The organism is Stenotrophomonas sp. X (assembly GCF_055721025.1).
Window position 1 is genome coordinate 1,213,337 of sequence record NZ_CM146756.1, and the last position, 23,805, is coordinate 1,237,141.

At 64.6% G+C, this 23,805-nt stretch carries 15 protein-coding genes and 1 tRNA gene; 11 read left to right on the top strand and 5 right to left on the bottom strand.

The genetic code is table 11. From position 1 onward, the window contains the following. The first annotated feature begins 16 nt into the window (after nucleotides 1–16). The 3 genes from ispH to ACZ75I_RS05620 all read left to right on the top strand — a co-directional run bounded on the left by ispH (nucleotide 17) and on the right by ACZ75I_RS05620 (nucleotide 3,654). Nucleotides 17–967 carry a 4-hydroxy-3-methylbut-2-enyl diphosphate reductase gene (gene ispH, locus ACZ75I_RS05610; RefSeq protein WP_180870957.1) on the top strand — a complete coding sequence of 317 codons (951 nt, stop codon included), beginning with the start codon at nucleotides 17–19 and terminating at the stop codon, nucleotides 965–967. Nucleotides 968–1,111: 144 nt separating this feature from the next. Then, on the top strand, nucleotides 1,112–2,995 hold the full coding sequence (locus ACZ75I_RS05615) for a M61 family metallopeptidase (protein WP_180870955.1): 1,884 nt from the start codon (nucleotides 1,112–1,114) through the stop codon (nucleotides 2,993–2,995). Then, a complete protein-coding gene (locus tag ACZ75I_RS05620) occupies nucleotides 2,992–3,654 on the top strand; it encodes a lysoplasmalogenase (protein ID WP_180870952.1) in 663 nt (220 codons plus the stop codon). Before ACZ75I_RS05615 ends, ACZ75I_RS05620 begins: the two co-directional genes overlap by 4 nt. A gap of 82 nt (nucleotides 3,655–3,736) precedes the next feature. Here ACZ75I_RS05620 and ACZ75I_RS05625 read toward each other — a convergent pair whose 3' ends face one another. Genes ACZ75I_RS05625 through ACZ75I_RS05645 form a run of 5 tightly spaced genes read right to left on the bottom strand, consistent with a single transcriptional unit; the run spans nucleotide 3,737 to nucleotide 9,745 of the window. Then, entirely contained in the window at nucleotides 3,737–4,444 is a 708-nt protein-coding gene (locus ACZ75I_RS05625) for a hypothetical protein (protein ID WP_180870950.1), read from the bottom strand. Beyond that, nucleotides 4,441–5,397, bottom strand: a complete 957-nt coding sequence (locus ACZ75I_RS05630; RefSeq protein ID WP_472958798.1) for a hypothetical protein — start codon at nucleotides 5,395–5,397, stop codon at nucleotides 4,441–4,443. Before ACZ75I_RS05630 ends, ACZ75I_RS05625 begins: the two co-directional genes overlap by 4 nt. Nucleotides 5,398–5,442: 45 nt before the next feature. Next, the gene (locus ACZ75I_RS05635; RefSeq protein WP_472958799.1) at nucleotides 5,443–8,241 is read right to left on the bottom strand and encodes a TonB-dependent receptor plug domain-containing protein; all 2,799 of its coding nucleotides are present in this window, start codon (nucleotides 8,239–8,241) and stop codon (nucleotides 5,443–5,445) included. Between the two features lie 11 nt (nucleotides 8,242–8,252). Further along, nucleotides 8,253–9,221, bottom strand: a complete 969-nt coding sequence (locus ACZ75I_RS05640) for a FecR family protein (RefSeq protein ID WP_472958800.1) — start codon at nucleotides 9,219–9,221, stop codon at nucleotides 8,253–8,255. Beyond that, nucleotides 9,218–9,745, bottom strand: coding sequence for an RNA polymerase sigma factor (locus ACZ75I_RS05645; RefSeq protein ID WP_080352916.1), 528 nt, complete (start codon nucleotides 9,743–9,745; stop codon nucleotides 9,218–9,220). The genes ACZ75I_RS05640 and ACZ75I_RS05645 overlap by 4 nt, the downstream gene beginning before the upstream one ends. A gap of 236 nt (nucleotides 9,746–9,981) precedes the next feature. Between ACZ75I_RS05645 and ACZ75I_RS05650 the strand changes: the two genes are divergently transcribed. The 8 genes from ACZ75I_RS05650 to ACZ75I_RS05685 all read left to right on the top strand — a co-directional run bounded on the left by ACZ75I_RS05650 (nucleotide 9,982) and on the right by ACZ75I_RS05685 (nucleotide 23,682). Beyond that, entirely contained in the window at nucleotides 9,982–12,855 is a 2,874-nt protein-coding gene (locus tag ACZ75I_RS05650) for an autotransporter domain-containing protein (protein WP_472958801.1), read from the top strand. A 97-nt stretch (nucleotides 12,856–12,952) separates the two neighbouring features. Next, a complete protein-coding gene (locus ACZ75I_RS05655; RefSeq protein ID WP_180870941.1) occupies nucleotides 12,953–13,957 on the top strand; it encodes a 2-hydroxyacid dehydrogenase in 1,005 nt (334 codons plus the stop codon). A gap of 206 nt (nucleotides 13,958–14,163) precedes the next feature. Next, on the top strand, nucleotides 14,164–19,545 hold the full coding sequence (locus ACZ75I_RS05660) for an RHS repeat protein (RefSeq protein WP_180870939.1): 5,382 nt from the start codon (nucleotides 14,164–14,166) through the stop codon (nucleotides 19,543–19,545). A gap of 58 nt (nucleotides 19,546–19,603) precedes the next feature. Continuing rightward, nucleotides 19,604–20,500, top strand: a complete 897-nt coding sequence (locus ACZ75I_RS05665; protein WP_472958802.1) for an RHS repeat-associated core domain-containing protein — start codon at nucleotides 19,604–19,606, stop codon at nucleotides 20,498–20,500. Beyond that, a complete protein-coding gene (locus tag ACZ75I_RS05670) occupies nucleotides 20,497–21,033 on the top strand; it encodes a hypothetical protein (protein WP_157803433.1) in 537 nt (178 codons plus the stop codon). Before ACZ75I_RS05665 ends, ACZ75I_RS05670 begins: the two co-directional genes overlap by 4 nt. A gap of 733 nt (nucleotides 21,034–21,766) precedes the next feature. Beyond that, nucleotides 21,767–22,108 carry a hypothetical protein gene (locus tag ACZ75I_RS05675; protein WP_099494772.1) on the top strand — a complete coding sequence of 114 codons (342 nt, stop codon included), beginning with the start codon at nucleotides 21,767–21,769 and terminating at the stop codon, nucleotides 22,106–22,108. Between the two features lie 296 nt (nucleotides 22,109–22,404). After that, nucleotides 22,405–22,480: transfer RNA gene (locus ACZ75I_RS05680), tRNA-Thr, on the top strand. Between the two features lie 356 nt (nucleotides 22,481–22,836). After that, nucleotides 22,837–23,682, top strand: coding sequence for an RHS repeat-associated core domain-containing protein (locus ACZ75I_RS05685; protein WP_472959045.1), 846 nt, complete (start codon nucleotides 22,837–22,839; stop codon nucleotides 23,680–23,682). Nucleotides 23,683–23,805 lie beyond the last annotated feature (123 nt).

Here is a 23,805-nt window from a genome sequence, read left to right on the forward strand (position 1 = left end):
CCGGGAGATTGAACTGATGGATGTGCTGCTCGCCAACCCGCGTGGTTTCTGTGCTGGTGTCGATCGTGCGATCGAGATCGTCAAGCGCGCGATCGAAACGCTGGGCGCGCCCATCTACGTCCGCCATGAAGTGGTGCACAACCGCTTCGTGGTCGACGACCTGAAGCAGCGCGGTGCGATCTTCGTCGAAGAACTCGATGAAGTGCCGGACAACAACACAGTCATTTTCAGCGCCCATGGCGTGTCCCAGGCCGTGCGCCAGGAAGCCGATCGCCGTGGCCTGAAGGTGTTCGACGCCACCTGCCCGCTGGTGACCAAGGTGCACTTCGAGGTCGCCCGCCACTGCCGTGCCGGCCGTGACGTGGTGCTGATCGGCCACGCGGGTCACCCGGAAGTGGAAGGCACCATGGGCCAGTGGAACCGCGAAGCCGGCACCGGCCAGATCTACCTGGTCGAGGATGTCGAGCAGGTCGCCACGCTGCACATCAACCAGCCGGACAACTTCGCCTACACCACCCAGACCACGCTGTCGGTGGACGATACGCGCGGCATCATCGATGCGCTGCGCGAGCGTTTCCCGGCGATGCAGGGCCCGAAGAACGACGACATCTGCTACGCCACGCAGAACCGCCAGGACGCCGTACGCGACCTGGCCAAGCGCTGCGACCTGGTGCTGGTGGTCGGCTCGCCGAACAGCTCCAATTCCAACCGTCTGAGCGAACTGGCCCGCCGTGAAGGTGTGGAGTCGTACCTGATCGACGGTGCGCACGAGATCGACCCGGCGTGGGTGGTGGGCAAGCAGCACATCGGCGTGACCGCTGGCGCCTCGGCGCCGCAGGTACTGGTCGATGGCGTGCTGGCGCGCCTGGCCGAGCTGGGTGCCACCGGCGTGGGCGAGCTGGAAGGCGAACCGGAATCGATGGTGTTCGCGCTGCCGAAGGAACTGCGTCTGCGCCTGGTCGACTGACCCGGCCTGGCTCTGGTGGGTGCGAACCTTGGTTCGCACGCCTTTGGCATGCACTGATTGGCGCACCGCCCATGACCTTTGGCCATGGGGCAGGGCACCGCACAGGCCTAGCATCGGAGGATTCTCCGCTGCTGGAAGTTGCCGATGAAGACCCGAGCCCTGGCGATGTCGTTGCTGTTCGCGCTGGCCGCCACGCCCGCGCTGGCGCAGGCCTCGCCATCGGGTGATGCCGCAGCCCCAGGACTGCTGCGCATCGATGTGGATGCGCGCGATCTCGCTCGCCGCATCTTCAAGGTGACCGCCACCGTACCGGTCAAACCCGGCCCGATGACCCTGCTGTACCCCCAGTGGATTCCCGGCAACCATTCACCCACTGGCCCGATCGACAAACTGGCGGGCCTGCGTGTCACCGCCAACGGCAAGCCGCTGGCCTGGCAGCGCGACCAGTACAACGTCTATGCGTTCAAGGTGGACGTGCCCGAGGGCGTCAGCGAGATCGTCGCCCACTTCGAGTTCCTGTCCTCGCAGGGGGGCAGCCAGGGGCGGGTGGTGATGACCCCGGAGATGCTCAACCTGCAGTGGAATGCCAACTCGCTGTATCCGGCCGGCGTCGATGCACGCGACCTGCAGGCGCAGGCCAGCGTGACCCTGCCCAAGGGCTGGTCGTTCGCCACTGCGCTGGAAACCGCGCGCCGCGACGGCGATACCGTGGTGTTCAAGCCGATCTCCTATGACCACCTGGTCGATTCGCCGTTGTTCGCCGGCGAGCACTACCAGCGCATCGATCTCGATCCGGGCGCGAAGGTGCCGGTGCACCTCAATGTGTTTGCCGACGAAGCCAAGTCGCTGAAGCCGAGCGAGGCACAGATCACCCTGCACCGCGCACTGGTGCAGCAGGCCGACAAGCTCTACGGTGCGCGCCACTACAACCACTACGAATTCCTGCTGGCGTTGACCGACCGTCTTGGTGGCATCGGCCTGGAGCATCACCGTTCCAGCGAGAACAGCGCCGACCCGGGTTACTTCACCGAGTGGGACAACAACGCCTGGATGCGCGATCTGCTGCCGCACGAGTACACCCATTCCTGGAACGGCAAGTACCGCCGTGGCGCTGACCTGGCTACCGCCAACTTCAACACGCCGATGGGCGACAGCCTGCTGTGGGTATACGAGGGGCAGACCCAGTTCTGGGGACAGGTGCTGGCGGTACGCTCGGGGCTGTGGTCGACGGCGCAGGCGCGCGACATGCTGGCCAATGTGGCCGCGACCTATGATCGCGGCCGCCCGGGCCTGGCCTGGCGCCCGTTGCAGGACACCACCAACGACCCGACCATCGCCCAGCGCCGGACGTTGCCGTACCGCAACTACCAGATGAGCGAAGACTATTACTCCGGTGGCCAGATGCTGTGGCTGGAAGTGGAGGGCAAGCTGCGCGCGCTGAGTGGCAACCGTCGCAGCCTGGATGACTTCGCGCGTGCGTTCTTCGGCGTCGGCAACGGCGACTGGGGCGTCAACCCGTACACCTTCGACGACGTGGTGGCGACCTTGAACGGCATCGCGCCCTACGACTGGGCAACGTTCCTGCGCGGGCGCCTGGACGGCCACGGTTCGTTGACCGGGGGGCTGGAACTGGCGGGCTGGAAGCTGGTCTACCGCGATACCCCGAACGACGCTTACAAGGCACAGGAGAAACGCGCCAAGGCGGCGTTGCTGGCGTACTCGCTGGGTGCGACCGTGCTCGACAACGGCACGGTCGGTGATGTGATCTGGGACAGCGCGGCCTTCAACGCCGGTCTTGCACCCGGCATGAAGGTGATCGCGGTTGGCGGGCGCGAGTACAGCAGCCAGCGCTTGAAGGATGCGGTGGCGACGGCGGCCAAGGACAAGGCGCCGATCGTGCTGCTGGTGAAGCAGTTCGACCGCATCGAGACGATGAACATCGACTACCACGATGGCCTGCAGTATCCGGTGCTGGAGCGCATTGCCGGCAAGCCTGACCGCCTGGCGGATCTGTGGAAGGCGCGATGACAGCGCGCGTGCGCGACGTCGGGATCCTTCTGATGGCGGTCCTCGCCATCATCGGCGCATTCCTGCACGGTGACGGGCGCTGGCTGCATTGGCTGGCGAAGCCGGCGACCACGCTGCTGATCGCTGCCATCGCCTGGCGGGTGCGTGATCCCGCGCAGCCGTCCTACCGGCGCGCGGTGCTGGCCGGCATGCTGCTGTCGTGCGTGGGTGACATCGCGCTGATGTTGCCGATGGACGCGTTCGTATCGGGGCTGGTGGCGTTCCTGCTGGCGCACCTCTGCTACATCGTCGCCTTTCGTGAGGGCCTGCGTGCCGGGCGTGGCCTGCTCGCCGCCAGCATCCTGCTCGGCGCGTTCGCTGTACTCAATGTGCTTGGGCTGTGGCCGCACCTGCCTGCACCGATGCGTATGCCGGTGCTGGCGTACGTGGTGGTGCTGGCCTCGATGGCGGTGTTGGCCTTGGCACGGCAATGGCGCAGCCCGCAGCCCGCCGTGGAAGCCCGAAGTGCGCCCTGGGCTGCCGTCGGTGCGCTGCTGTTCGTCGCCAGCGATTCGCTGCTGGCCTGGGACCGCTTCGCCGGTGGCCTGCCACTGGCCAGCCTGCTGGTGCTGTCCACCTACTACGGCGCACAGTACGCCATCGCCCGTTCGGTGAAATAGAAAAAGGGGACGGAGGGGATTAAGTCGCAGACGGCACCAAGGCGCAAACGACTTAATCCCCTCCGTCCCCTCTTTGCGTTGACTATCGGAGGCTCGCGTTGCCGGAACGGCCCTGTGCGTCGAACGAGAGTCGTGCGGACTGGCGATCGCCGGCGACCTCGTCCGGCAGCCACACCAGCTTGCCACCCTTGCGCACGATCACATAGACGTGGCCGACGTCACCCGGCGTGGCCATCAGCGCGTTGCGCTGCGCCTGCAGCGCCTGGGCGACGCGTGGCACCGCCTCGAAATCGATGTTGGCCAGCGCCGTGCTGCTGCGGCGCAGGGTGATGGTGGGCGCGAAGCGCTGCGGATCGACCGGCTCGCCCTTGCGCCACTGGCCGTGCTCGAAGTGGTAGCTGTCCACGTGCGTAGGTTGCTGCGGATCGACCAGGTCCAGATTGATGCGGCCGTCGTCGTAGAAGTGGATGCTGTGGAACACCATCAACCGGTGCCCGGCCAGGGCTGGCATCTGTTCCAGTGCCTGGCGGGCGGCCAGCAGGTAGTCCGCATCGAACAAGCGGTTGCTGCGTTCGGGCATCGACATCGACCGCGGTTCGGGAATCGGTGCGAGCGAAGCAGGCCGCTCGCACGGTGGGGGCGTGGTGATCGGCGTGGTTGCGCGGTCATCCTGCACCGAATGGCCCATCGTTTCGGCAAGGGTCTGCAGTGCCCCGCCGGCAACGGCGACGCCGGCCAGCAACAGCAGCACCATCGAAAATACCAGTCGCGTCGAGGGGGGCTGCTTCATACACCCTCCAGGCGAACGTTGCCGCGATCTTCCGGGTCGTACAGCAACGTGACCTGCTCGCGTGGAAGGTTGGCCAGCTCGATCAACGGGATGAAGCGGCGCACGCTCACCTGCTGTATGCCACCTTCGCGGTCGGTGTACTCCAGCTGGAACTCCACCTGCGGCTGCTCGTTGAGGTAGGTGCCGGTCTGGCGCAGCTTCAGCACCTTCGCATCCACGCCGATGCCGCGGTACTTCAGCGCGTCGCCGCGCGCATCAGCCTGCAGCAGGCGCCCCAGGACGCGCAGGCCCAGGGCGTAGCCGCACAACACCAGCGGGCACACCAGCAGTGGGTGGCCGAAGGACAGGAACGTCCAGCCCAGGCCCTCGCCCTGCAGCCGATAGGCGAGCACGTAGGCGCTGGCAACCACGACGATGCCGATGACCGCGCCGGCGCCGCGGCGCCAGAGGCTGGCGACATCAAGTTCGGGCAGGGCACCGTCCAGCACCACATTGGGGAACGCACCCGGCATCCGGCTCAGGCGAACCTCGATGCGCTGGCCGGCCACGAAACGCTGCAGCTGCGGTTTGCTGTCCACCACCAGCATCTGCTCGTTGATCGGCGTGCCGGACAGGTTCTGGAAGCCCAGTTGCAGCTTCCACTGCGCGAAGCCGCGCACGTGCACGCCGGTCTGCTCGGCCTGTTCGATCAACGCCTCACGTGGCTCACCGTCGGCCAGGATGGTGCGCACCCGATGCAGCGCGCGCGGTGGGCCCAGCAGCAGGTAGTGCAGGAAGGCGAGCAGCAACGCGAGCCACAGGGCCAGCGACAGCGCGAGCAGCAGCAGGGCCAGCCATGGCGCGCTGCGTTCGGCCAGTGGCACCGGCCACGACGTGCCGAAGTAGAGGATGCAGGGGAAGGGCAACGCGAAGAACAGCAGGAACGCGCCCCAGAACCAGAGATAGGCCTTCATGGGGTGGTGGGGGACCGATGGAACAGGGCGCGTAGGGTACTACGCTCAGCGGATCTGCAGGGTCAGCAGGAAATAGCGGCCAAGTGGATCGTCCAGCCCCGGCATCTGCCCGCCATTGCCGACCAGGTAGTTCACCGGTTGCGTGTCGAGCACGTTGTGCACGTCCAGCGCGGCGACCACGCGCGGCCCCAGCCGCCTTGCCAGATGCAGGTTCCAGCGCAGCTGCCGCGGATTCATGCAATGGTTCTGCTCGCGCTGTTCCTCCGGGCATTCCGCACCGGGCAGCCAGGCACGCGTGCGTCCCACCTGGTTGCCGCGCAGGGCGATGTCCCAGTTGCTGTTCTGCCACTGCACATTGAGCACGGCGGCCATCGCTGGCGTGACATGGCCACGCAGGTCCACCGTCGCTTCGTGGCCACGCTCGCGGCGTAGCTCCTGCTGTTTCAATGCATCGACGGAGAACAGCCACTGGCCGGTGCTGCCGGTGTCGATGTGGTACTCCCCGCGCAGAACAAGGTTGCGCGACGTGGTGCGGCCGATGTTGTCGAAGGACAGGCGCAGGTTGTGCAGGTTGCCGTCCTCGTCCAACTCCCACGTGCTTGAGTTCCACACTGCGTCGGCCGGTTGCAGGGCCAGGATCTCGTTGCGCAGTTCGACGATGTTGTGGGTCAGCGACAGTGAAAACGCGTCGGTCGGTGTCCAGGTCGCACCCAGGGAATGACTGCGCGACCGCTCCGCTTTCAGCGCATCGTTCTCCACCACGTCCACGGTTACGCTGCAGCGTCCGTTGCCGTTGCTCTGCGCGCAGTCGGGCAGTGCACTGGAGGCGGGTAGTTCGATCGCGCCGAAATAGCCCGGTGGCCGCCGTTGCTCGAACAGGCTGGGGGCCCGGTAGCCGCGCCCGGTGGCAAGCAGGAATGACCACTGCGGTGTCGGGCTCCAGCGTACGCCCACGCGGGGCGAGAAAGCCTGGTAATCGCCATCGCGGTCCCAGCGTGCTGCCAGGTCCACGCGCAGCGTGCGCGCCAATGGCAGGCCGAGTTCGGCGTAGGCACCGCCACTGCGGCGTGACAGGTGGCGTTGTTCCTGTGGCAGGCCCAGCGCCAGGTCGCCCTGGCTCAGCAGCGCGTCGGGATGCGACGTCCAGCTTTCCTGGCGCAGGTCGATGCCGGTGGCCACTTGTGCAGCACCGCCGGCCAATGGCATCAACTCGCGCTGCATGCCCCACCAGCCCTGCCACTGCTCGGTGCGCCCGCGGTTGCGGATCGACGGGAACAACTGCGCGGCGGTCTCTGCCGGCAACGAGGTGAAGCCGGGCAGGAAATCCAGCGTCTCGGCCGCGCGCAAAAGTGGTTGGGCGCGCACGGTGCCGGACGTCGTCAGAGTGACATCGCTGCGCTGTGCGCTGATGCCGGCATCCCAGCTGCGGCGGCCCTGGTCGCGGCCGATGCCGAAGGTGACGTCGGCATCGGTGGCACGTACATGCGGACGCACGTTGCCGGCTTCGCGCAGCACGCTGTTGAAGGTGAACCCATAAAGTCCGATGGCTACGGCGGTCGGGCCGAGGTCGAAGCGCTGCCGGTTGTGGCTGGCCCGCACCTCGGCGTAGGCATAGCGACCCTCGCCGCGCTCATGCCGATAGCGCAGGTAGGCCGAGGCGGTGTCCGAGGCCGGTTGCAGCGAACGCGGGCGTGCGCTGTCGAACCAGCAGGCACCATCGCGCCGTTTCAATGGCCCTTCGCAGCGCGTTGCCGGCCAGTAGCGTCCATCGCGGAACGCGCCGATCAGGTACTGCGAGGTTTCCGCATGCCATTCGCGGCGATCGCCGGCCACGTGGTCGATGCGATGCAGGTCGATGCCAGCGAACCAGCGGTCCCCTCCGTCGCGCACGCCACCGGTGGCCGCCTGCAGGCGATACTGGCCGGCGTCGCCGCGCCCGCTCAGGCCGGTCTGCAGCATGGCTTCAGGGCCATCGGCCTGGTCACGCAGGATGATGTTGACCACGCCGGACATCGCGTCGGCTCCATAGATGGCCGACGCACCGCCACGCACCAGTTCGATGCGCTCGACGAAGCTGAGCGGGATGCCCCCCAGGTCGGTGAGCCCGCCCTGTTCCAGCGACACCATCGGATAGCGTGGCAGGCGCCGGCCATTGACCAGAAACAAGGTCGCACGCGGTCCCATGCCGTCCAGGCTGGTGGTGGTGGCCGCACCCACCGGCAGGTACTGCGAATCGCCACTGCGCGAGGTGCTCATTGCCGGGTGGCCGTTCATGCCCGGCAAGTGTCGCAGCAGGTCGAACAGGCTGCCGTAACCGCTGCGCAGGATGTCATCGCGGTCGATGATGGTCACCGGCAGCGTGGTCTGCACGGAGGTGCGCGGCAGCCGGCTGCCGGTGACATGGATCGGCGCCAGCTCCACCTGCGGTGGCGTCTCCGGCACCCTGCCCGGCGACGGTGCCGCGGGCATCGCACGCGCCGCGACCGGCGGTGGCGATGGCGGTGCCGGCCGGGTGCGGCGGACGACGAATCCACCGGCAGGCGTGCGCAGGATGGTCACCGGCATGCCGGCGACCAGTTCCTTCAGGGCCGCGGCCGCATCGCTATGGCCATGGGTGCCGGCCGTGCGCAGGCCATCCAGTTCACGCGCATCGAACAGCAGGGCGATGCCACTCTGGCGCGCCCATTGCTGCAGGGCAGGTGCGAGCGGGCCTGAACCCACATCGACCTCCAGGGTGCCGGCCTGTTCGGCTGCATCGGCAGAGGGCAGCGCGGCGATGCTCAGTGCGAAGCAGAACAGGGTGCGGAGCAGCCCCTCCCGCAGCGCGCCTGGTACTGCCTTCACTGCAGGCCTCCTCAGTACGTGCGGCGCAGTTCCAGCGCGCCATCCGGTCGCGCCTGGCCAGCCACCGACCAGCCCAGTTCCAGCGCCGACAGCAGTTCCTGCGCATCGCCGGCACGGAAGGTGCCACTCACGGCCAGGCTGGCGATCTCGGGATCGGCGATCACCAGCGGCGTGCGACCGTAGCGGTTCATGCGCTCGACCACGATCGACAGCGGCGTGGCATCGAACACCAGCTGTCCCTTCAGCCAGCCTTCGGCAGCGGCATTGGACGACAGCGCCGGGCCGGGCTGGAAGCGGCCCGAGGGCAGCACCTGCAGCTGCTGGCCGGGTGCCAGGGTGTGCTGGGCCCCGCCATTGCTGACTTCCACCGCACCTTCCAGTAGCGCGACTTCGACCAGGCCGTCGTTCAGGCGCTCCACCTGGAAGGTGGTGCCGATGTCGCGGATGGTGCTGTCGCCGGCGCGCAGCTGCAGCGCCTTGCTCGACGGTGCGACCTGCAGCTGCAGGCGGCCACGTTCCAGCACCAGGTTGCGATGGCGCCAACCGAATCGGGCGTGCAGCGTGGTGCCCGCATCCAGCGTGGCCACGCTGCCATCGGCCAGCGTCTGCTGCCGGGGCTGGTGGGAATCGTTGGCATAGCGAAGCGGTGTGGGGTTGCCGTCTATGGCGACCATCCAGCCGATCCCGATGGCCAGGCAGACGCCTGCGGCGGCGGCCACTGCCGGCAGCCAGCGACGCTGCGCCGGCCGTGCCGCACGTGCTGCGGCGGTGCGCAGCCACGGGTCGGCGGCCAGTTCTTCGCCCCGCTGGAACAGGGTCTCGGCCTGGATCCAGGCGCTGACATGGGCCGGGTCCTCGGCCAGCCAGTCCTCGAACCTCTCTCGCTCGCCCGGCGTGCAGTCCGGAGCCTCCAGCCGCGCCACCCAGGCGCTGGCGCGTTCAAACAGCAGGGTGTCTTCCCTGGATCTGGCGTGACTCATCCGTTGTCCCTGTCGTTGTGCAGCGGATCCGATCCGAGTTCCTGGCGCAGGCCCTGCAGGGCGCGGGCGATATGTTTTTCCACGGTCTTGGCGGTGATTCCACAGTGCCGCGCGATCTGCGTATAGCTCATGCCGGTGATCCGGTTGAGCAGGTACACCTCGCGCGCGCGCTCGGGCAGCTTGAACAGGGCCTGCCGCAGCAGGGACAGCATCTGCCCGGACTCGGCCTGGCGCAATGGATCGGGCGACGTGCTGGAGGGCTCGTCGCCGCCATCGTGTTCGGCAAGAGACAGGTGTGGCCGCGACTGCGACGAGCGGCCGCGGTCTGCCAGGCGGTTGCGGGCGATACGATACAGCAGCAACCGCAGCTCGTCGGCACTGTGCGCGCGATAGCGGATCAGCCGCTCCATGCAGTCCTGCGCGATGTCCTCGGCATCCTCCGGCCCAACGCCGCGCGTGCGCAGGAAAGCGCACAACGGCGCGCGCTCTTCCCGTACGAACGCAATGAACGCGTCCGTCGGCACGGACAGGTCCGGCGCGCGATGGATCAGAGGAGAGGGCGTGGACAGGGCTGGCCTCGGGCGTCGGTGGCGGGTGCGTCTTCGAGTTTTACGCGACGATGACCGGATGGGGAAGAGTGTGCATGGCCCCTGATTCCATTGTGAATGCATTCATGTTTCGGGGGCTGGTGCGCTGGGGGAGTTTGCGCCGCCCGGACGTTGAACTCCTGACCCGTGTGTTGCGGGTGGAGAGAGAACACATGAAGCATTCGAAGTTGAGCCTGGCCCTGGCCGGGCTGATGGGCATCACCGCCATGGCGGCGGTTGATGACGTCATGGCAATGAATTATCACGTGCGGGACGATCGCGTCTTCCTCAGCGGCGGCGTGACCGTCGCCGACGTGGTGGCGCTGCCCGCGCTGCTGGCCAAGGCACAGGCTGAAGGCCGTCCGATCCGCGAGGTCGTGCTGCGCACATCCAATGGTGGCGCGCTGATCGCCGGCGAGTGGCTGCAGGCGGTGATCCGCACCCAGGGCCTGGACACCATCGTGTCCGGCCACTGCATCTCGTCCTGCTCGATCATGCAGTCCGGTGGCGTCAACCGTTACCTCGGCGGCGATCTGCCACTGGTCGACTCGGTGCAGATCCATGCCGCCAGCAGTGGCGGCAAGATCACCTATGCGCCGTCAGCGCGCATGACCCAGATCTACACAGGCAACTACGGCGGCGGCATGGATGCGGGCCTGTTGCACAAGGCGATGTATGAAGTGGTTCAACCCAATGGCCTGCTGGTATTCCGCGACCCGGCGCGCACCACGGGTACGTCGGTCACCTTCGATCCGGATGGCAGCGGCAGCAAGCTGGAGTCGTTCCCGGGCCAGGACATCCGCGGCAACAACATCATCAACACGGCAGGCTATCGCGATCCGGGCGACACCCTCCGTGTCACCAGCAACGTCAGCGGCGACATCAACCCGGGCTACCTGCGCACCGCGCGCCAGCTGCAGGCCTTCGTCGACGACGATTTCGCGCGCTGGAACACCGACTGGGCCAGCACCTACATCAACTACGCGGTGAGCCTGTACAACGTCTCCACGCGGGGGCCGAACGGCATCGGCACGCAGTCGCTGCAACAGCTGCTCGCCGATCCCGACCTCCAGGAAGAGCTGCGCGGCCAGTTGCGGCTGGCCGATCTGGATGCGTCCACCCTGGCCAGTTCGGCGGGCGTGATCCGTGTCAGCAACGGCGCCACCTGGCGCACCGCCGAAACCACCGGCGCCGATTTCATTCTGGTGGACAACGGCACCATCGCACTGGAGGGTGGTGCGCTGCGCACCCCCGAACTGCGGGTGATGCCGGGCAGCATCGTGGTCGGCCACGGTGATATCGCATCGGTCGGCACCGACAGCGATGCGTTGCTGGATGGCACCGGCCCGTCCTACCGCGAAGACGGCTTCAACCGCCTGCGCGTGTTCGGCACGCTGATGCCGCGTGGTGGTGATCTGGTGACCCACGGCTACGTCAACATCATGCCCGGCGGGCAGGTGCTGTTCGACGTTACCGAAACCGGTGGTACCGGCAGTGGCCGCCTGCGCGTGGGCAGCTTCTACGATGGCGGCTCCGAGGAGGGCGCGCTGGTGATCGCGCAGGGCGCACACCTGGCGTTGAACGTCGCCCAGGGCTTCTATGCCGGCACCTACCGTCGCGACCTGGTGGAAGGACCGATCTACCAGGGGGGCTTCCAGGATGCCGTGCGGCTGGGCGATGCCGGCTACAGCGCCAGCATCACGGCCGGTGAAGTGTTCCGCCCGCGCCACAATTCGCTGCTCAGCTTCAACGTCAACCAGACCGCCGATGGCCTGTGGTTGACCGCCAATCCAGGCTTCGACCAGCTGGGCCTGTTCACCAACGGCACCTCCGGCGACGGCCTGGGGCGCGCGCTGGCCGCTGCATCGGACCGGCAGGACAGCGGCCTGAAGTCGTTGCTCGGCGCGCTGCAGTTCGCTGACCGTGATGTGATCGCACAGCAGGCTGGCGCCCTGCGCGGTGACGCGCACGCCAGCCTGCGCCTGGCCGACAATGCACTGATCGGCAGCATCGGCAACGTCGTGCAGCAGCACCAGTCGGCGATGCGCAGTGGCGGCGATGCAGACGGGTTGGCTTCGCAGGCGGCGCAGTCGGTCTCAGCGCAGCCGGGCATGCGCCATGGCAGCCTGTTCAATCAGCTGGCCATGCATCTGGTCGAGCCGGCGGGCGAGGCTGCTGGCGACAGCCGGGTGGCGGGGCGCAGCCATGGCCTTTGGGCACGCGGTTTCGCCAGCCATGGCCGCATCGATGCCGACGGCGGCGTGGCCGGCCTGAGCCACAACATCGGTGGCATCGTGGTCGGTGCCGACACCCGCGTGGCCGATGACCGTGTCACGCTGGGGGTCAGCGTGGCCGCGGCGGACATGTCGACCAAGGCCAGCGATGGCTCCGGTTTCAGTGGCGACGTACGCGCGCTGGATGTGGGCGGCTATCTGGATGCGACCTATTCGCGTGGCTACCTGTCGGCGGCCGTGCGCTACACCGACCTGCGGCATGACACCCGCCGCGGTGTCGGCGGCATTGATGGGCTGCAACAGCCGCTGCACGCCCGATACAGCAACGATGCGATCTCCGCACGTGTTGAACATGCGTTCTCGTTCACCACCGGCAAGGGACTGGTGATCCAGCCGCTGCTGCCGGTGGTGGACTACGCGCGGACCTCGGCCACCCGCTTCAGTGAAGGGCAGGGCGCCGGTGCGCTGGTTGGCCGCAGTGGCAGCCTGGAGAGCATTCGTGTGGGTGCGGGCCTGCAGCTGTTCAAGACCTTCGAAGGCAACAACGGCGAGCGCATCACCCCGCGCGCGCGCGTGGTCTGGCAGAAGGAACTGGGTGACACCCAGGCCCGCTACAGCACCGGCTTCGCCGCAGCTCCGGACCTGCTGTTCGGTGCCAGCAGCCAAGCCGTGGGTGAGCAGGTGCTGGCCTGGAACCTGGGCGTGACCAGCCGTGCCAGCGAGCGCCTGTCGATCATGGCCGACTACGTGGGCGAACGCCGCGATGGGCAGATCCAGAACGGCGTGATGCTGGGCCTGGGCTACCGGTTCTAAGGGGCACTCGGTCCCGGCGATATCCGTATCTCCGGGACCATCCCATCAGGGCAGGTGCTGCGGTATGGTCGGCAGGGAATTCCCGCCAGGCCTGTCCATGCAGATCGCCGTTTTCAGTGCCCGCCCCTACGATCGTCGTTTCCTCGATGAGGCCAACCAGCGCGATGCGGCCGGGCAGGGCTTTGCATTCGTGTACTTCGATGCCGCGCTGGACGTGCATACCGCTGCGTTGGCACAGGACTGCGCCGCGGTATGCGTGTTCGTCAACGATCACCTGGACGCGCCGGTTCTGCACGCCCTGCATGCGTTGGGCGTGCGCGCCGTGCTGCTGCGCTGCGCGGGTTTCAACAACGTGGATCTCGTCGCCGCGAAAGCGCTGGATCTTTTCGTGGCCCGTGTTCCTGCCTATTCGCCCGAGGCCGTGGCCGAGCATGCACTGGCGCTGGTGATGACCCTCAACCGGCAGACCCATCGCGCCTACAACCGCGTGCGCGAAGGCAACTTCATGCTCGATGGCCTGCTCGGGCGCACCCTGCACGGGCGCACGGTCGGCATCGTCGGCACCGGCAAGATTGGCCTGGCTACTGCGCGCATCTTCAGGGGCATGGGCTGCATCGTGCTGGGGCACGACCCGTATCCATCGCCGGCCTTCGCCGGCGTGGGCGACATGGTTGGGCTGGATGAACTGCTGGCGCGCGCCGATATCGTGTCGCTGCATTGCCCGCTGACACCCGATACCCAGCATCTGATCAACGATGCCTCGCTGGCGCGGATGAAGACCGGCGCGATGCTGGTCAACACCTCGCGCGGCGGGCTGGTCGATACCCATGCGGTGATCCGCGCGCTGAAGTCACGGCGGCTGGGTCATCTGGCCATCGACGTGTACGAGCAGGAAAGCGCGCTGTTCTTCCAGGACCTCTCCGGCGAGATCATCGACGACGAGGCCTTCCAGCGCCTGATGACCTTCCCCAACGTGCTGGTGACCGGCCACCAGGGCTTCTTCACCGTGGAGGCGCTGCAGGAGATCTCGGCGATTACGCTGGGGAACCTGCGGGATTTCGCCGAGGGGCGGGTGTGTGCGAACCGGGTGGGGGATGAGTAGGCGTCGCGGCGCACTTGTAGGCGGGTAGGGTCTTTACTTTGAATGAATATCATATGAAGCTGGGGTGAAGGAGGGGCTTGCGCCTCCCTGAATCATAGGGGGCGCAAGGGACGGCGCAGTTGCAGGTTGGCCGGAACATGACGCCAGGACAGGTCGGCGGATGTGCGTAGTCCGTTTGCCGACGCATCTGGAAAGAGGGATGTTCCATGCGCAATTGGCCGTTGCGGGGGGTGTTGGGGACGGTATTGGTGGGTATGGTCTGGTCGGCTGTCGCAAGCAGCCCGTTGACCCCGCATACCGAATACAACAAGCGGATCCGGACAGGTGAGATGCTCTCGCCGCTGACATCGGAACTGTTCGGCGAGAAGATCAATCCAAGCTCCGGCGCGACCGAGTTCGTGGTTACCGACGTTGAACTCCCTGGCAACTCTGCCTTGCCGGTGCGGCTGCAGCGCCGCTTGTCGATAGGCTCATTCAAGGACCGCCAGCCACTGGGCGGATTCGGCAGCTGGGACATCGATGTCCCCTTCATCGATGGGACGTTCGAAGCCACAAGCAAATGGAACATCGGGGGCAACGGGGCGACGCAACGCTGTGGTCAGCCCTTCTACCCGAAGGTTCCGACCATCGCGAATCTGTACGAAGTTTGGACCGGCAACAAGGCACACATCCCCGGTGGCTCCGACCAGGAGCTCCTCTACATCGGCGCAGCCGGCACGGTCAATCCGCGGCCGACCGATGGCGCCATCTACAACTGGGGAACGCGGGGTAATCTCCGTTTCTCCTGCCTGCCAGCCACCGCCAACGGCTATCCAGGTGAAGGATTTCTTGGGGTGGATGGCGAGGGCAACCGGTACTTCTTCGACGTGGGAATCGAGCGTTGGGTCGGGCCGATGGACTTCGGTGGCTCGAGCTTCGGAATGGTGCGGGTGTTGCTGATGGCAAGCCGGGTCGAAGACCGCCACGGCAACTGGGTCGCCTACGACTATGCCGGAGACAAGCTGGTCGGGATCCGAAGCAACGATGGGCGTGCCATCGACATCGCCTACGCTGGTGACGAAATCACCAGTGCGACCGCCAATGGCCGCACCTGGCGCTATGAGTACAACGCGCGAGCCGGGGCGCTGGGATTCGCGCGCTGGCCAAGCCTGCGCGCGGTGGTCCAGCCGGACGGTTCGCGTTACACCTATGAGTACAGCGCACCTGACGAGTTTGGCGGACTGAACCCCGAGTATGGATCCTGGGATGGAAACCCGACGCGTTGCACCAAACCATCGTTCATTCCTTCGACGTTTACGTTGGTCGCGACCCATCCAGCGGGCGCGCGCGGCGAATTCGAGTTTGAGTACGTTCGGCGCATCCGCACGGGTATCGGTGCAAACGCCTGCGCAAAACTGGGTACCCGTTACTACCAGCGCGCCTCGGCTTCGTTCGACCTCTATGCAATCAAGCGGAAGCTTTTGTCTGGGCCGGGGTTGAGCGCCCAGGCCTGGTCATTTGAAGGCGGCGGTTACGACTCGCGTGCCGATGCTGCGGTTTCCACCGTCGTTGAACCGGATGGCACCCGCCGCCATCGCGTGTTCGGAATCAAGATTGACGAGAACGAAGGTCAGCTGTTGGAAGAGGCTGTCCGCGCCCCTGACGGAACGATCGTCCAGGTCGTTAGCAACAGCTACGTTACCGAGGCGGATGCGCCCACGATGCCGTTCGCTGACAGCTATGGTCTGCTGTCTGCAGCGGATGATGCGTTCGCGGTGAGGGCGCGTCCCTTGAAGCAGTCCGTTCTCAGCCAGGATGGCGTCAGCTTCGTCAACACGACAGATCAGTTCGATGTGCATGTGCGGCCGGTGGTGCAGACCGAGAGCAACTCGTTGGAGCGCTCGCGGACGCTGAGAACCACCTACTTCGACGACACCGGCCGCTGGATACTCGGCCAGGTCGGGCGCAGCACACAGACCGTTGGCGGCGTTGAAATCGAGACCGAGCGCACCGAGTTCGACTCGATGGCGCGCCCGCAACGTACCTACGCCTTCGGCATGCTGCAGCAGGCGCTGGGTTACCACGCGGATGGCACGCTTGCCTCCGTGACCGACGGCAAGGGCAATGCCATTGCACTGGGTAGCTGGAAGCGTGGTCTGCCGCAGACTGTTGCGTACCCGGACGGCAGCAGTGCCTCGCTGCAGGTCGACGACAATGGTTGGGTGCGCACGGCGGTGGAGCCCAATGGCGCCAGCCGAAGCTTCGACTACGACGGGATGGGCCGGATCGTACTGGCGACCCAGGCCGCCAATGACAGCGTGGCCTGGAATCCTTCTACAACGCGATTCTTCCAGGTGCCGGGAGCGGAGATCGGGCTGGAAGCGGGACATTGGAAGCGCGAGTCCAGTACCGGCAACGCACGCGCGGTGACGTACTACGATGGGTTGTGGCGCCCAGTGTTGGAAGAGTCGTTCGACGCTGCGGACCGTGGCGGTACATTGCGCCAGACGGTGACCCGTTATGACAGCAATGGGCGCCTGGTTTTCACCTCCTATCCGACGCGCGCGGCGTCCGACTTCCGCTCGGCGCTGCCCGGCACCCATACCGGCTATGACGCGCTCGGGCGCCCCAATCGCAGCGAGCAGGACAGCGAACTGGGTCGGCTTGTCACGACCACCGAGCAGATCGGCGGAGGCAGTGTAAGGGTGACCAATCCGCGCGGCATTGCCACCACCACCGACTACCTGATGTACGGCAAGCCCAGCCAGGACACGCCCATCCGGATTCTCCACGCTGAGGGAGTGGTGACGGAGATTCAGCGCGACACGCTGGGCAAGCCGCTGTCGATCCTGCGACGCAACGGCGATGGCAGCATCAGTGTGCGGCGGCAGTACGTCTATGACGGCGCCCAGCGACTGTGCAAGAGCATGGAGCCCGAAACGGGTGCGACCGGCATGGGCTATGACGCTGCAGGCAATCTGCTCTGGTCTGCCTCGGGCCTGACGTTGCTGGGCCCTCAATGCGACAGCGAGGCTGCCTATGCGTCGCCTTCACGGGCTGACCGCACCTACGACAGCATGAATCGTTTGCTGACGCTGCGCTTCTCGGATGGCCAGGGTGATCAGGACTGGAACTACTGGCCTGGCGGGAAAGTGAAGCGTGTGCAGACCCGCAACAACGGCGCCGTCACCACCAACGACTACACCTACAACCTACGCGGGCTGCCTACGTCCGAGAGCGTGGCCTACGACGGCGGCGAGCCCTGGGCACTGGGCTATGGCTACGATGCGAACGGCGCCTTGGCAACTCATGTGCAGCCGTCCGGCCTGACGATCGACTACGGCCCGAATGCGCTGGGGCAGCCGACGCGCGCCGGAACCTTCGCCACCAACGTGCGCTATTACGCGAACGGCGGCATGAGCGGCTTCACCTATGGTAACGGCGTCGTGCATCAGATGACGCAGAACGCGCGCGGCCTTCCCGATCGCAGCACCGACAGTGGTGCCGGTGGCAAGGTCATCGATGATGGCTACGATTACGATGCCAATGGCAATGTGGCGGCCATCAGTGACGGCCTACCGGCAGCCCCTGGAAACCGCGACATGCGCTATGACGGTCTGGATCGTCTGACCGCGGTGACGGCAGCCAGCTTCGGAAACGCAAGCTATGCGTACAACGTTCTGGACAACATCGTGGCCGCCAACGTCGGCGCGCGGCGGCAGTCCTTTGAATACGACTTCAACAATCGGTTGACGAACGTGCGGGATGTCGACAGTGGTGCGACCGTGACCGGGCTGGGGTATGACGCGCAGGGCAATCTGAAGATCCGCAACGGCGTGGCGTTCCGGTTCGACTATGGCAATCGCCTGCGCGAGGTCGATGGCAAGGAGGCTTATCAGTACGATGCACATGGCCGTCGTACCTTGGCCAGCGCAACCAATGGCAACATTCGCTCCCTGTATGGGCAGGATGGCGTGCTGCGCTATCAGCACGACCAGCGCCAGGCGAAGGGCTTTGACTATATCCAGCTCAACGGCAGCCTCGTTGCCAAGCGTGCTGTGGATATCGCGCCTGCAGCATTGGTCGTAACGGTTCCGGGTTACAGCGCGGACGGCGCGTTTGCGGTGCAGTGGGCAGCCGTTGCCGGTGCGCAGCGTTACGAGGTGCAGGAGTCGAATGGCGGAGACTGGCAGGCTGTCTATCAAGGGCCCGCGCTGAACGTTTCGCTGGCCGGGCGAAGCTCCGGCGTCTATCGCTATCGTGGCCGTGCCTGCAATGGCACTGTCTGCGGCGCTTGGGGTGTGGAAGCCTCCATCCAGGTGGAGCTTGCTCCCACAGCTGCACCGGTGATCACCGCACCGGCACAAGGTATCAACGGAACCTATTCCCTAAGCTGGTCAGCGGTGCAGGGTGCTGCCCGCTTTGTGCTTGAAGAGGCCGTGGGTGATGGTTGGAATGTGGCCTTTGATGGCTCTGGCCGAACCTATCAAGTGACCAGCAAGCCTGCAGGCACCTATCGCTATCGGGTCAAAGCATGCAATCCACAGGGCTGCGGCGCCTACTCGGCCGAAGCGGCGATTACCGCGCTGTATGCCCCATCCGTGCCGACAGTGTCCGTGCCCGCCGCGAGCTACAACGGCAGCTACACGCTCTCTCTTTCGAGTGTGGCTCAAGCCAGTAGCTACCGCATTGAAGAGCAGCTCAACGGTGGCACGTGGACAGAGATCAACAGGATCAGCGGCACTCAGCTGGCCATCAGCGGACGAAGCGCTGGTAGTCATGCCTATCGTGCGTTCGCATGTAATGACGCCGGGTGCAGTGCGGCCAGTTCAACTGCGAACATCGTCGTGACGCTGCCCCCTGTCCAGGCAACGGGGATCAACCTTGGCGGCACGAGTTACAGTTCCACCGTGAGCATGTGGTGGGGTGCGATTCCCGCAGCGACAAGCTATCAGTTGATGGAACAGTTCAATGGTGGTGGCTTCGGCCTTGCTCAGGAGGATGGCGCTACCTCGGTGGCGCGTGGCGGCCGTTGGCCTGGTCAGTGGGATTATCAGGTGCGTGGTTGCAATGTTGCTGGATGCGGCCCATGGTCGGCGGTAGCGGGTGTGCGCGTGATTGGTCCTCCGGCCGCTCCCGAGATCCGGGTGCCTGGAACAGCGGGCATGGGAGTGGGTTACTCCGTCGCGTTGCTGGAAGTGGCAGAGGCGTCTCGTTACGAGATCGACGAGAGCACCGACAATGCCAACTGGAGCACCATCGCGGGTGAACGCAGCGTCACCCTGAGCAAAGGCGGTGGTGGGACGTTCTTCTACCGTGGTCGTGCCTGCAATCCTGCCGGGTGCGGGCCGAGTTCCGTGTCGGGTCAGATCGTCATCTCCAGTGCGCCTCCGGTTCCGACCGGCGTGAGGATCGCCAAGAATCAACCTCAGCTGTGCTCCATCGTCTGGAATATTTCCACTGGTGCAACCTACTACCAGGTGCGTTCGTCCCGCGGTGGTGCGACCTATACGACCACGGGGGCAGGCTACGAGCTGGACACTCGGTGCGATGCAGCCTACGTCGTTCGTGCCTGCAATGCGCAGGCGTGCTCGGCATGGTCGAACTGAGGTGGATATGAACACACGGAAGACAATGCGGGCTCCCAAGTGGCTGGCTGCCATCGCCATGGCTGTGGTGACGTTTGTAGGGACTGCGACAGCACAAACGGTCACTTATATCCACACCGACGCCTTGGGCTCGCCGGTGGCCGAGACCGATGCATCCGGCAACGTCATCAAGCGATACGCCTATGAGCCCTATGGAGCCGTCGTTGGGGGGGAAGTGACTGATGGACCCGGCTATACCGGGCATGTGAGCGATGCAGCAACGGGCTTGAGCTACATGCAGCAGCGCTACATGGACCCACAGTTAGGAGCGTTCCTATCTGTTGATCCCGTGACCGCCCAAGGCAAGGGCGATATGCGCCTGTTCAATCGCTATGCGTATGCATTCAACAACCCCTACACTTTCGATGACCCTGATGGAAGATGCCCATCCTGTGATCGATTTGGTGATGCATTTGCCAAGGAGCCGCAGGCCTTTGATCATCCGGGCTTTACGGTTCCAGCCGCAATTGTGGCGGCGGCCATGGCGGCGCCAGTGGTATGGGAAATGGGGATGGCCGCAATGGCCAATCCTGCGACCACGACCGCTATAGTGGGTGAGGCGGGGGCGGCGGCAGGAGTGACTGGCGTTGGTGCCAATCAAGCAGTGGGAAAAGCTGCAGAAAGACTTGCCGCAAAAGAGCTTGTTGCGGAAGGAAATAAAATTCTGGGTAGCCAAGTAGGAGCAAGGACGTCCTCAGGGTTGCGAGTTATCGATCATTTGGTTGAAACGCCTTCCGGGAAAGTGATGGGCGTCGAGGTCAAGGCAGGGAATGGCGTTCGCAATTCGGCTCAGCTAACAAAGGACGCAAAGATGGCTACGGAAGGCGCAGTACTGACCGGCAAGAATGCGCCAGAAGCACTGCGGGGTCAGCGAATGATCATTGAAACGGTTGAACGGAGGTATCCCAATAAATGAATAATCTCATTGCTCTTGAGAAGGAACTTCTTGCTGAAGTTGGATCCTTGCTCAATAAACGCGGCTTCGGCTCAAGGCCGGTAGGCCAGTCGTTCCGTCTGGCTAGATCCTTCGGATGGGCATCTATTCATCTTGCCTTTGTGCGTCATGCGCAAGTCGACTTTGATGTTGTGGTCAGTGCGGCAATCCGAATCGATGCTGTGCAAGACATGATCCAAGATAAGAGCGACAGATTGATAACTGATAAAGATCGAAAGAACTCTGCAACCATCGGGTGCGAGCTTGGCAATTTGACTGAAGAAGGGCAACGGCGATGGATCGTTTCATCCCATGACGACGTTGGTCGGGTCGCATCTGAAATAGTGGCTGCTTGCGACGAGTGGTTGATCCCCTTTATTGAACGGCACTCCAATATCGCGGCCATTCTTGAAGTGCTAAAGACAGATGATATGCATGCTAAGTTGATATCTCCGATCGAAGAAAAGAGAAGGAAGACGATCTTGGCCTTGTCAGAAATATTGAACGCCGTATAGCGAGTCGGAGCAGCGCCCCCTATCCCTGCGTAAATTGATAACCCGCTAGTGGGTTGGCACAGCTCATCAAGCGAGCCTGCTGGATAGCCTTGGTCGGCAAGCAGATATCGTGCAAGTCAGGAGTACGACCCGGTCCTTCAAGGTTCCTCGTGTCACCCGAGGGCAGCGCTCCAGATAGATCATGCGCTGATGACCAGGTTCGAGCCCTTCCAAGGTAATGATTCCCTTGGGCGAGTACACCATCAGGGGGCCTCTTGGTGACATGAGGGCGCACTTACCGTAGAGCCGGCTTGTCACCCACGCCAATAAAGTGGGTAATCGACGGGTAAGAGTTCGCCGCCGCGCCCCACCGTACCCCTTGTCGGGTACGGCGCCGACAAGCTCGGCGATGAGCTCCAGTGCTTCTTCCAATTCGGCCTGGGGGCGGTGCTCCAAGGCCCAATCGGATTCCGGCAGCTTAGTCGGTGTTGGCGGCCGCGCTGAGCGCGCGGGCCGCGCCGGGTTAACCACCAATGAAAAGGGAGCGCTGGCCCGGCGGGAGCAGCTGATCGCTGAACCGGATCTGCGCTGCAGCCCGTCGGGTCGATTCCTGCTCGCGGCCGCTGGCCGGGGCACTGGGACTACCAGTGCGTCGCCGCAATGTCGCCGGTTGCGGAGCGTGGTCACCGGTGGCGGGCGTGCGCGCAGGAGTTGGAGACGGGTCGCTCAGCACCGACGTAGAGGAGTGGGGAAAATGAGAGGTTCGATCTTGCTGGGGGCGGAGCTGTTGTCCCTCATTGGCTGCAGTTCGCCACCGGGTCTCGGGGTAAGTTTGGGCAATGAATCTGGTGAGGCGATCTATCAGGTCAGATTGCAGGCCGGAGGAAGCATGTTTGGCATCGACCAGTTGCCGGCGGGTGAGAAGGCGTCTGGCAGTCTGGACGTTGTCACGGATTCGGCGGCGGAAGTTGTGTATCGGCGATCACCTCAGTCGGAGGAGATCCATTGCGGCGGGGATGTTTATGTTGCTGCCGGTGCTCGTCAGACATTGGTCGTTGTCGTGGGCAAGGATGGATGCGCGTTCAGGATCCAGTAGATGGGGGGAAAGCAAGTGGATGTGAGAGGGCGGCCAAGATCTGTTAAAGGTAGAGCGATGGGTTGGAAGAGCATGGTGCTGCCTGGCTGCTGTCTGCCCTAGAAGACTCCCGTCGCGCCAATGCTCAGGTACTTCTGGAACACGCCCGATGTGACACCGCGCCAGCTGAAGAATTGAGGAGGATGCGGCAGACGACCCGCTCGCAGCGGAAATCCCGAGGGTGTAGCAGATCGTCTTGGCTGTGCCCTCAAGGCAATTGACCTTGGCGCCTGACAGCCACTAGAATAGCCAGCTAAGCCGGAATAGCTCAGTTGGTAGAGCGGCGCATTCGTAATGCGTAGGTCGCAGGTTCGACTCCTGTTTCCGGCACCATGTTTGATGGAAAGCCCCGGCCCTGGTCGGGGCTTTTTTTGTGCTCCGGTAGTGCCGGCCGCTGGCCGGCGACCCGTAGTGCCAGCCCATGGCTGGCAGCCCCCAATTTCCGAGCCTCGCGGCCTACTCGCCCGCCGGCTTCGCAGGTGCTTAGCGCCGCGCCCTGTTCCTGACCTGGCAACCGCAGCCGGTCATTCCTGTGCCATGAATACCCAGCCTTGCTTCAAGGCTCTTTCAGGGATTGGAAGGATGCGCAGGTTCGGGGAACCGCAGGCGGTGTGTTTACCCGCTTCAAGGGATTGGAAGATCGATTTTGGAAGCTGGGGGCATTCGGCGCCTGGCTGTGCTGCGTTCCGATGATCGGCGTTGGCTTGTCGCCAGCCGCAATTGCCCAGACGACGGTCACGTACATCCATACCGATGCCCTCGGTTGGGTTGTTGCCGAGAGCGATGCCAATGGCAACGTGATCAAGCGCTATGACTACGAGCCTTATGGGCCTGTCGTTGGCGGACAGGTCACGGACGGGCCTGGCTATACCGGGCAGGTGAGCGACTCGGCCACCGGGCTGAGCTACATGCGGCAGCTGTATATGGATCCCCAGTTGGGGGTGTTCCTGTCAGTGGATCCGGTGACGGCGTATCTGAAACCGGTTGGGCAGTTCATTCGGTACAGGTATGCCAACGGGAATCCGTACAAGTTCACTGATCCTGATGGACGGCAGGCGATCCCGGTGCCGGCTCCTTGCATCTTTCCCATCCCGGTTCCCAACCCCGGTGGAAACATCCAGCGCAGTGAGGATACATCCGGGGGGAATCGCGAGAGCGGGCCAAGTGGAAGGCCAACTTCGAGACCCACTGAACGTCCCGCAGGTCGGGATACAGTTCGGCGGGGGCGAGACGGGCAGCCAATACCCAATCGTTTCCCCGACCGACCACTACCCACTAAGCCCAATGGTGAGCCTGCACCAGAACCGGATGCGGCTGGCCCGCATACGCAACTGGGGCAGCGAGATGGTAGAAATGGAAAGTACGACCAGGCGAGAGAATTCGACGGTCACGGGAGGCCGGTAAAGACTATTGATTTTACTGACCACGGCCGGCCGGGCAGTCATACGAACCCGCACGAACATCCTTATGAGCCGAGTGCTACCGGGGGCACTCCTTCACGCGGACCCGCGCGGCCGCTTAACGGAGGCGGATAGTCATGACGGTAAACGCCTGGGACTTCCCAATCACGGGAGACAGGGTAGTTGAGGCGTTAAGAGATAACTTCAGCACGAATGATACTTGGCTGCTATCGCATTTGGATGTCCCTTCGGGAGCGG

Bases quoted from the DNA above. Each gene is read 5' to 3' on its own strand.
- ACZ75I_RS05650 (WP_472958801.1), top strand. From the start codon at position 9,982: ATGAAGCATTCGAAGTTGAGCCTGGCCCTGGCCGGGCTGATGGGCATC.
- ACZ75I_RS05630 (WP_472958798.1), bottom strand. From the start codon at position 5,397: ATGAAGGCCTATCTCTGGTTCTGGGGCGCGTTCCTGCTGTTCTTCGCG.
- ACZ75I_RS05665 (WP_472958802.1), top strand. From the start codon at position 19,604: ATGGCTGTGGTGACGTTTGTAGGGACTGCGACAGCACAAACGGTCACT.
- ACZ75I_RS05685 (WP_472959045.1), top strand. From the start codon at position 22,837: ATGATCGGCGTTGGCTTGTCGCCAGCCGCAATTGCCCAGACGACGGTC.
- ACZ75I_RS05675 (WP_099494772.1), top strand. From the start codon at position 21,767: ATGAGAGGTTCGATCTTGCTGGGGGCGGAGCTGTTGTCCCTCATTGGC.
- ACZ75I_RS05615 (WP_180870955.1), top strand. From the start codon at position 1,112: ATGAAGACCCGAGCCCTGGCGATGTCGTTGCTGTTCGCGCTGGCCGCC.
- ACZ75I_RS05620 (WP_180870952.1), top strand. From the start codon at position 2,992: ATGACAGCGCGCGTGCGCGACGTCGGGATCCTTCTGATGGCGGTCCTC.
- ACZ75I_RS05655 (WP_180870941.1), top strand. From the start codon at position 12,953: ATGCAGATCGCCGTTTTCAGTGCCCGCCCCTACGATCGTCGTTTCCTC.
- ACZ75I_RS05625 (WP_180870950.1), bottom strand. From the start codon at position 4,444: ATGAAGCAGCCCCCCTCGACGCGACTGGTATTTTCGATGGTGCTGCTG.
- ispH (WP_180870957.1), top strand. From the start codon at position 17: ATGGATGTGCTGCTCGCCAACCCGCGTGGTTTCTGTGCTGGTGTCGAT.
- ACZ75I_RS05660 (WP_180870939.1), top strand. From the start codon at position 14,164: ATGCGCAATTGGCCGTTGCGGGGGGTGTTGGGGACGGTATTGGTGGGT.
- ACZ75I_RS05640 (WP_472958800.1), bottom strand. From the start codon at position 9,221: ATGAGTCACGCCAGATCCAGGGAAGACACCCTGCTGTTTGAACGCGCC.
- ACZ75I_RS05670 (WP_157803433.1), top strand. From the start codon at position 20,497: ATGAATAATCTCATTGCTCTTGAGAAGGAACTTCTTGCTGAAGTTGGA.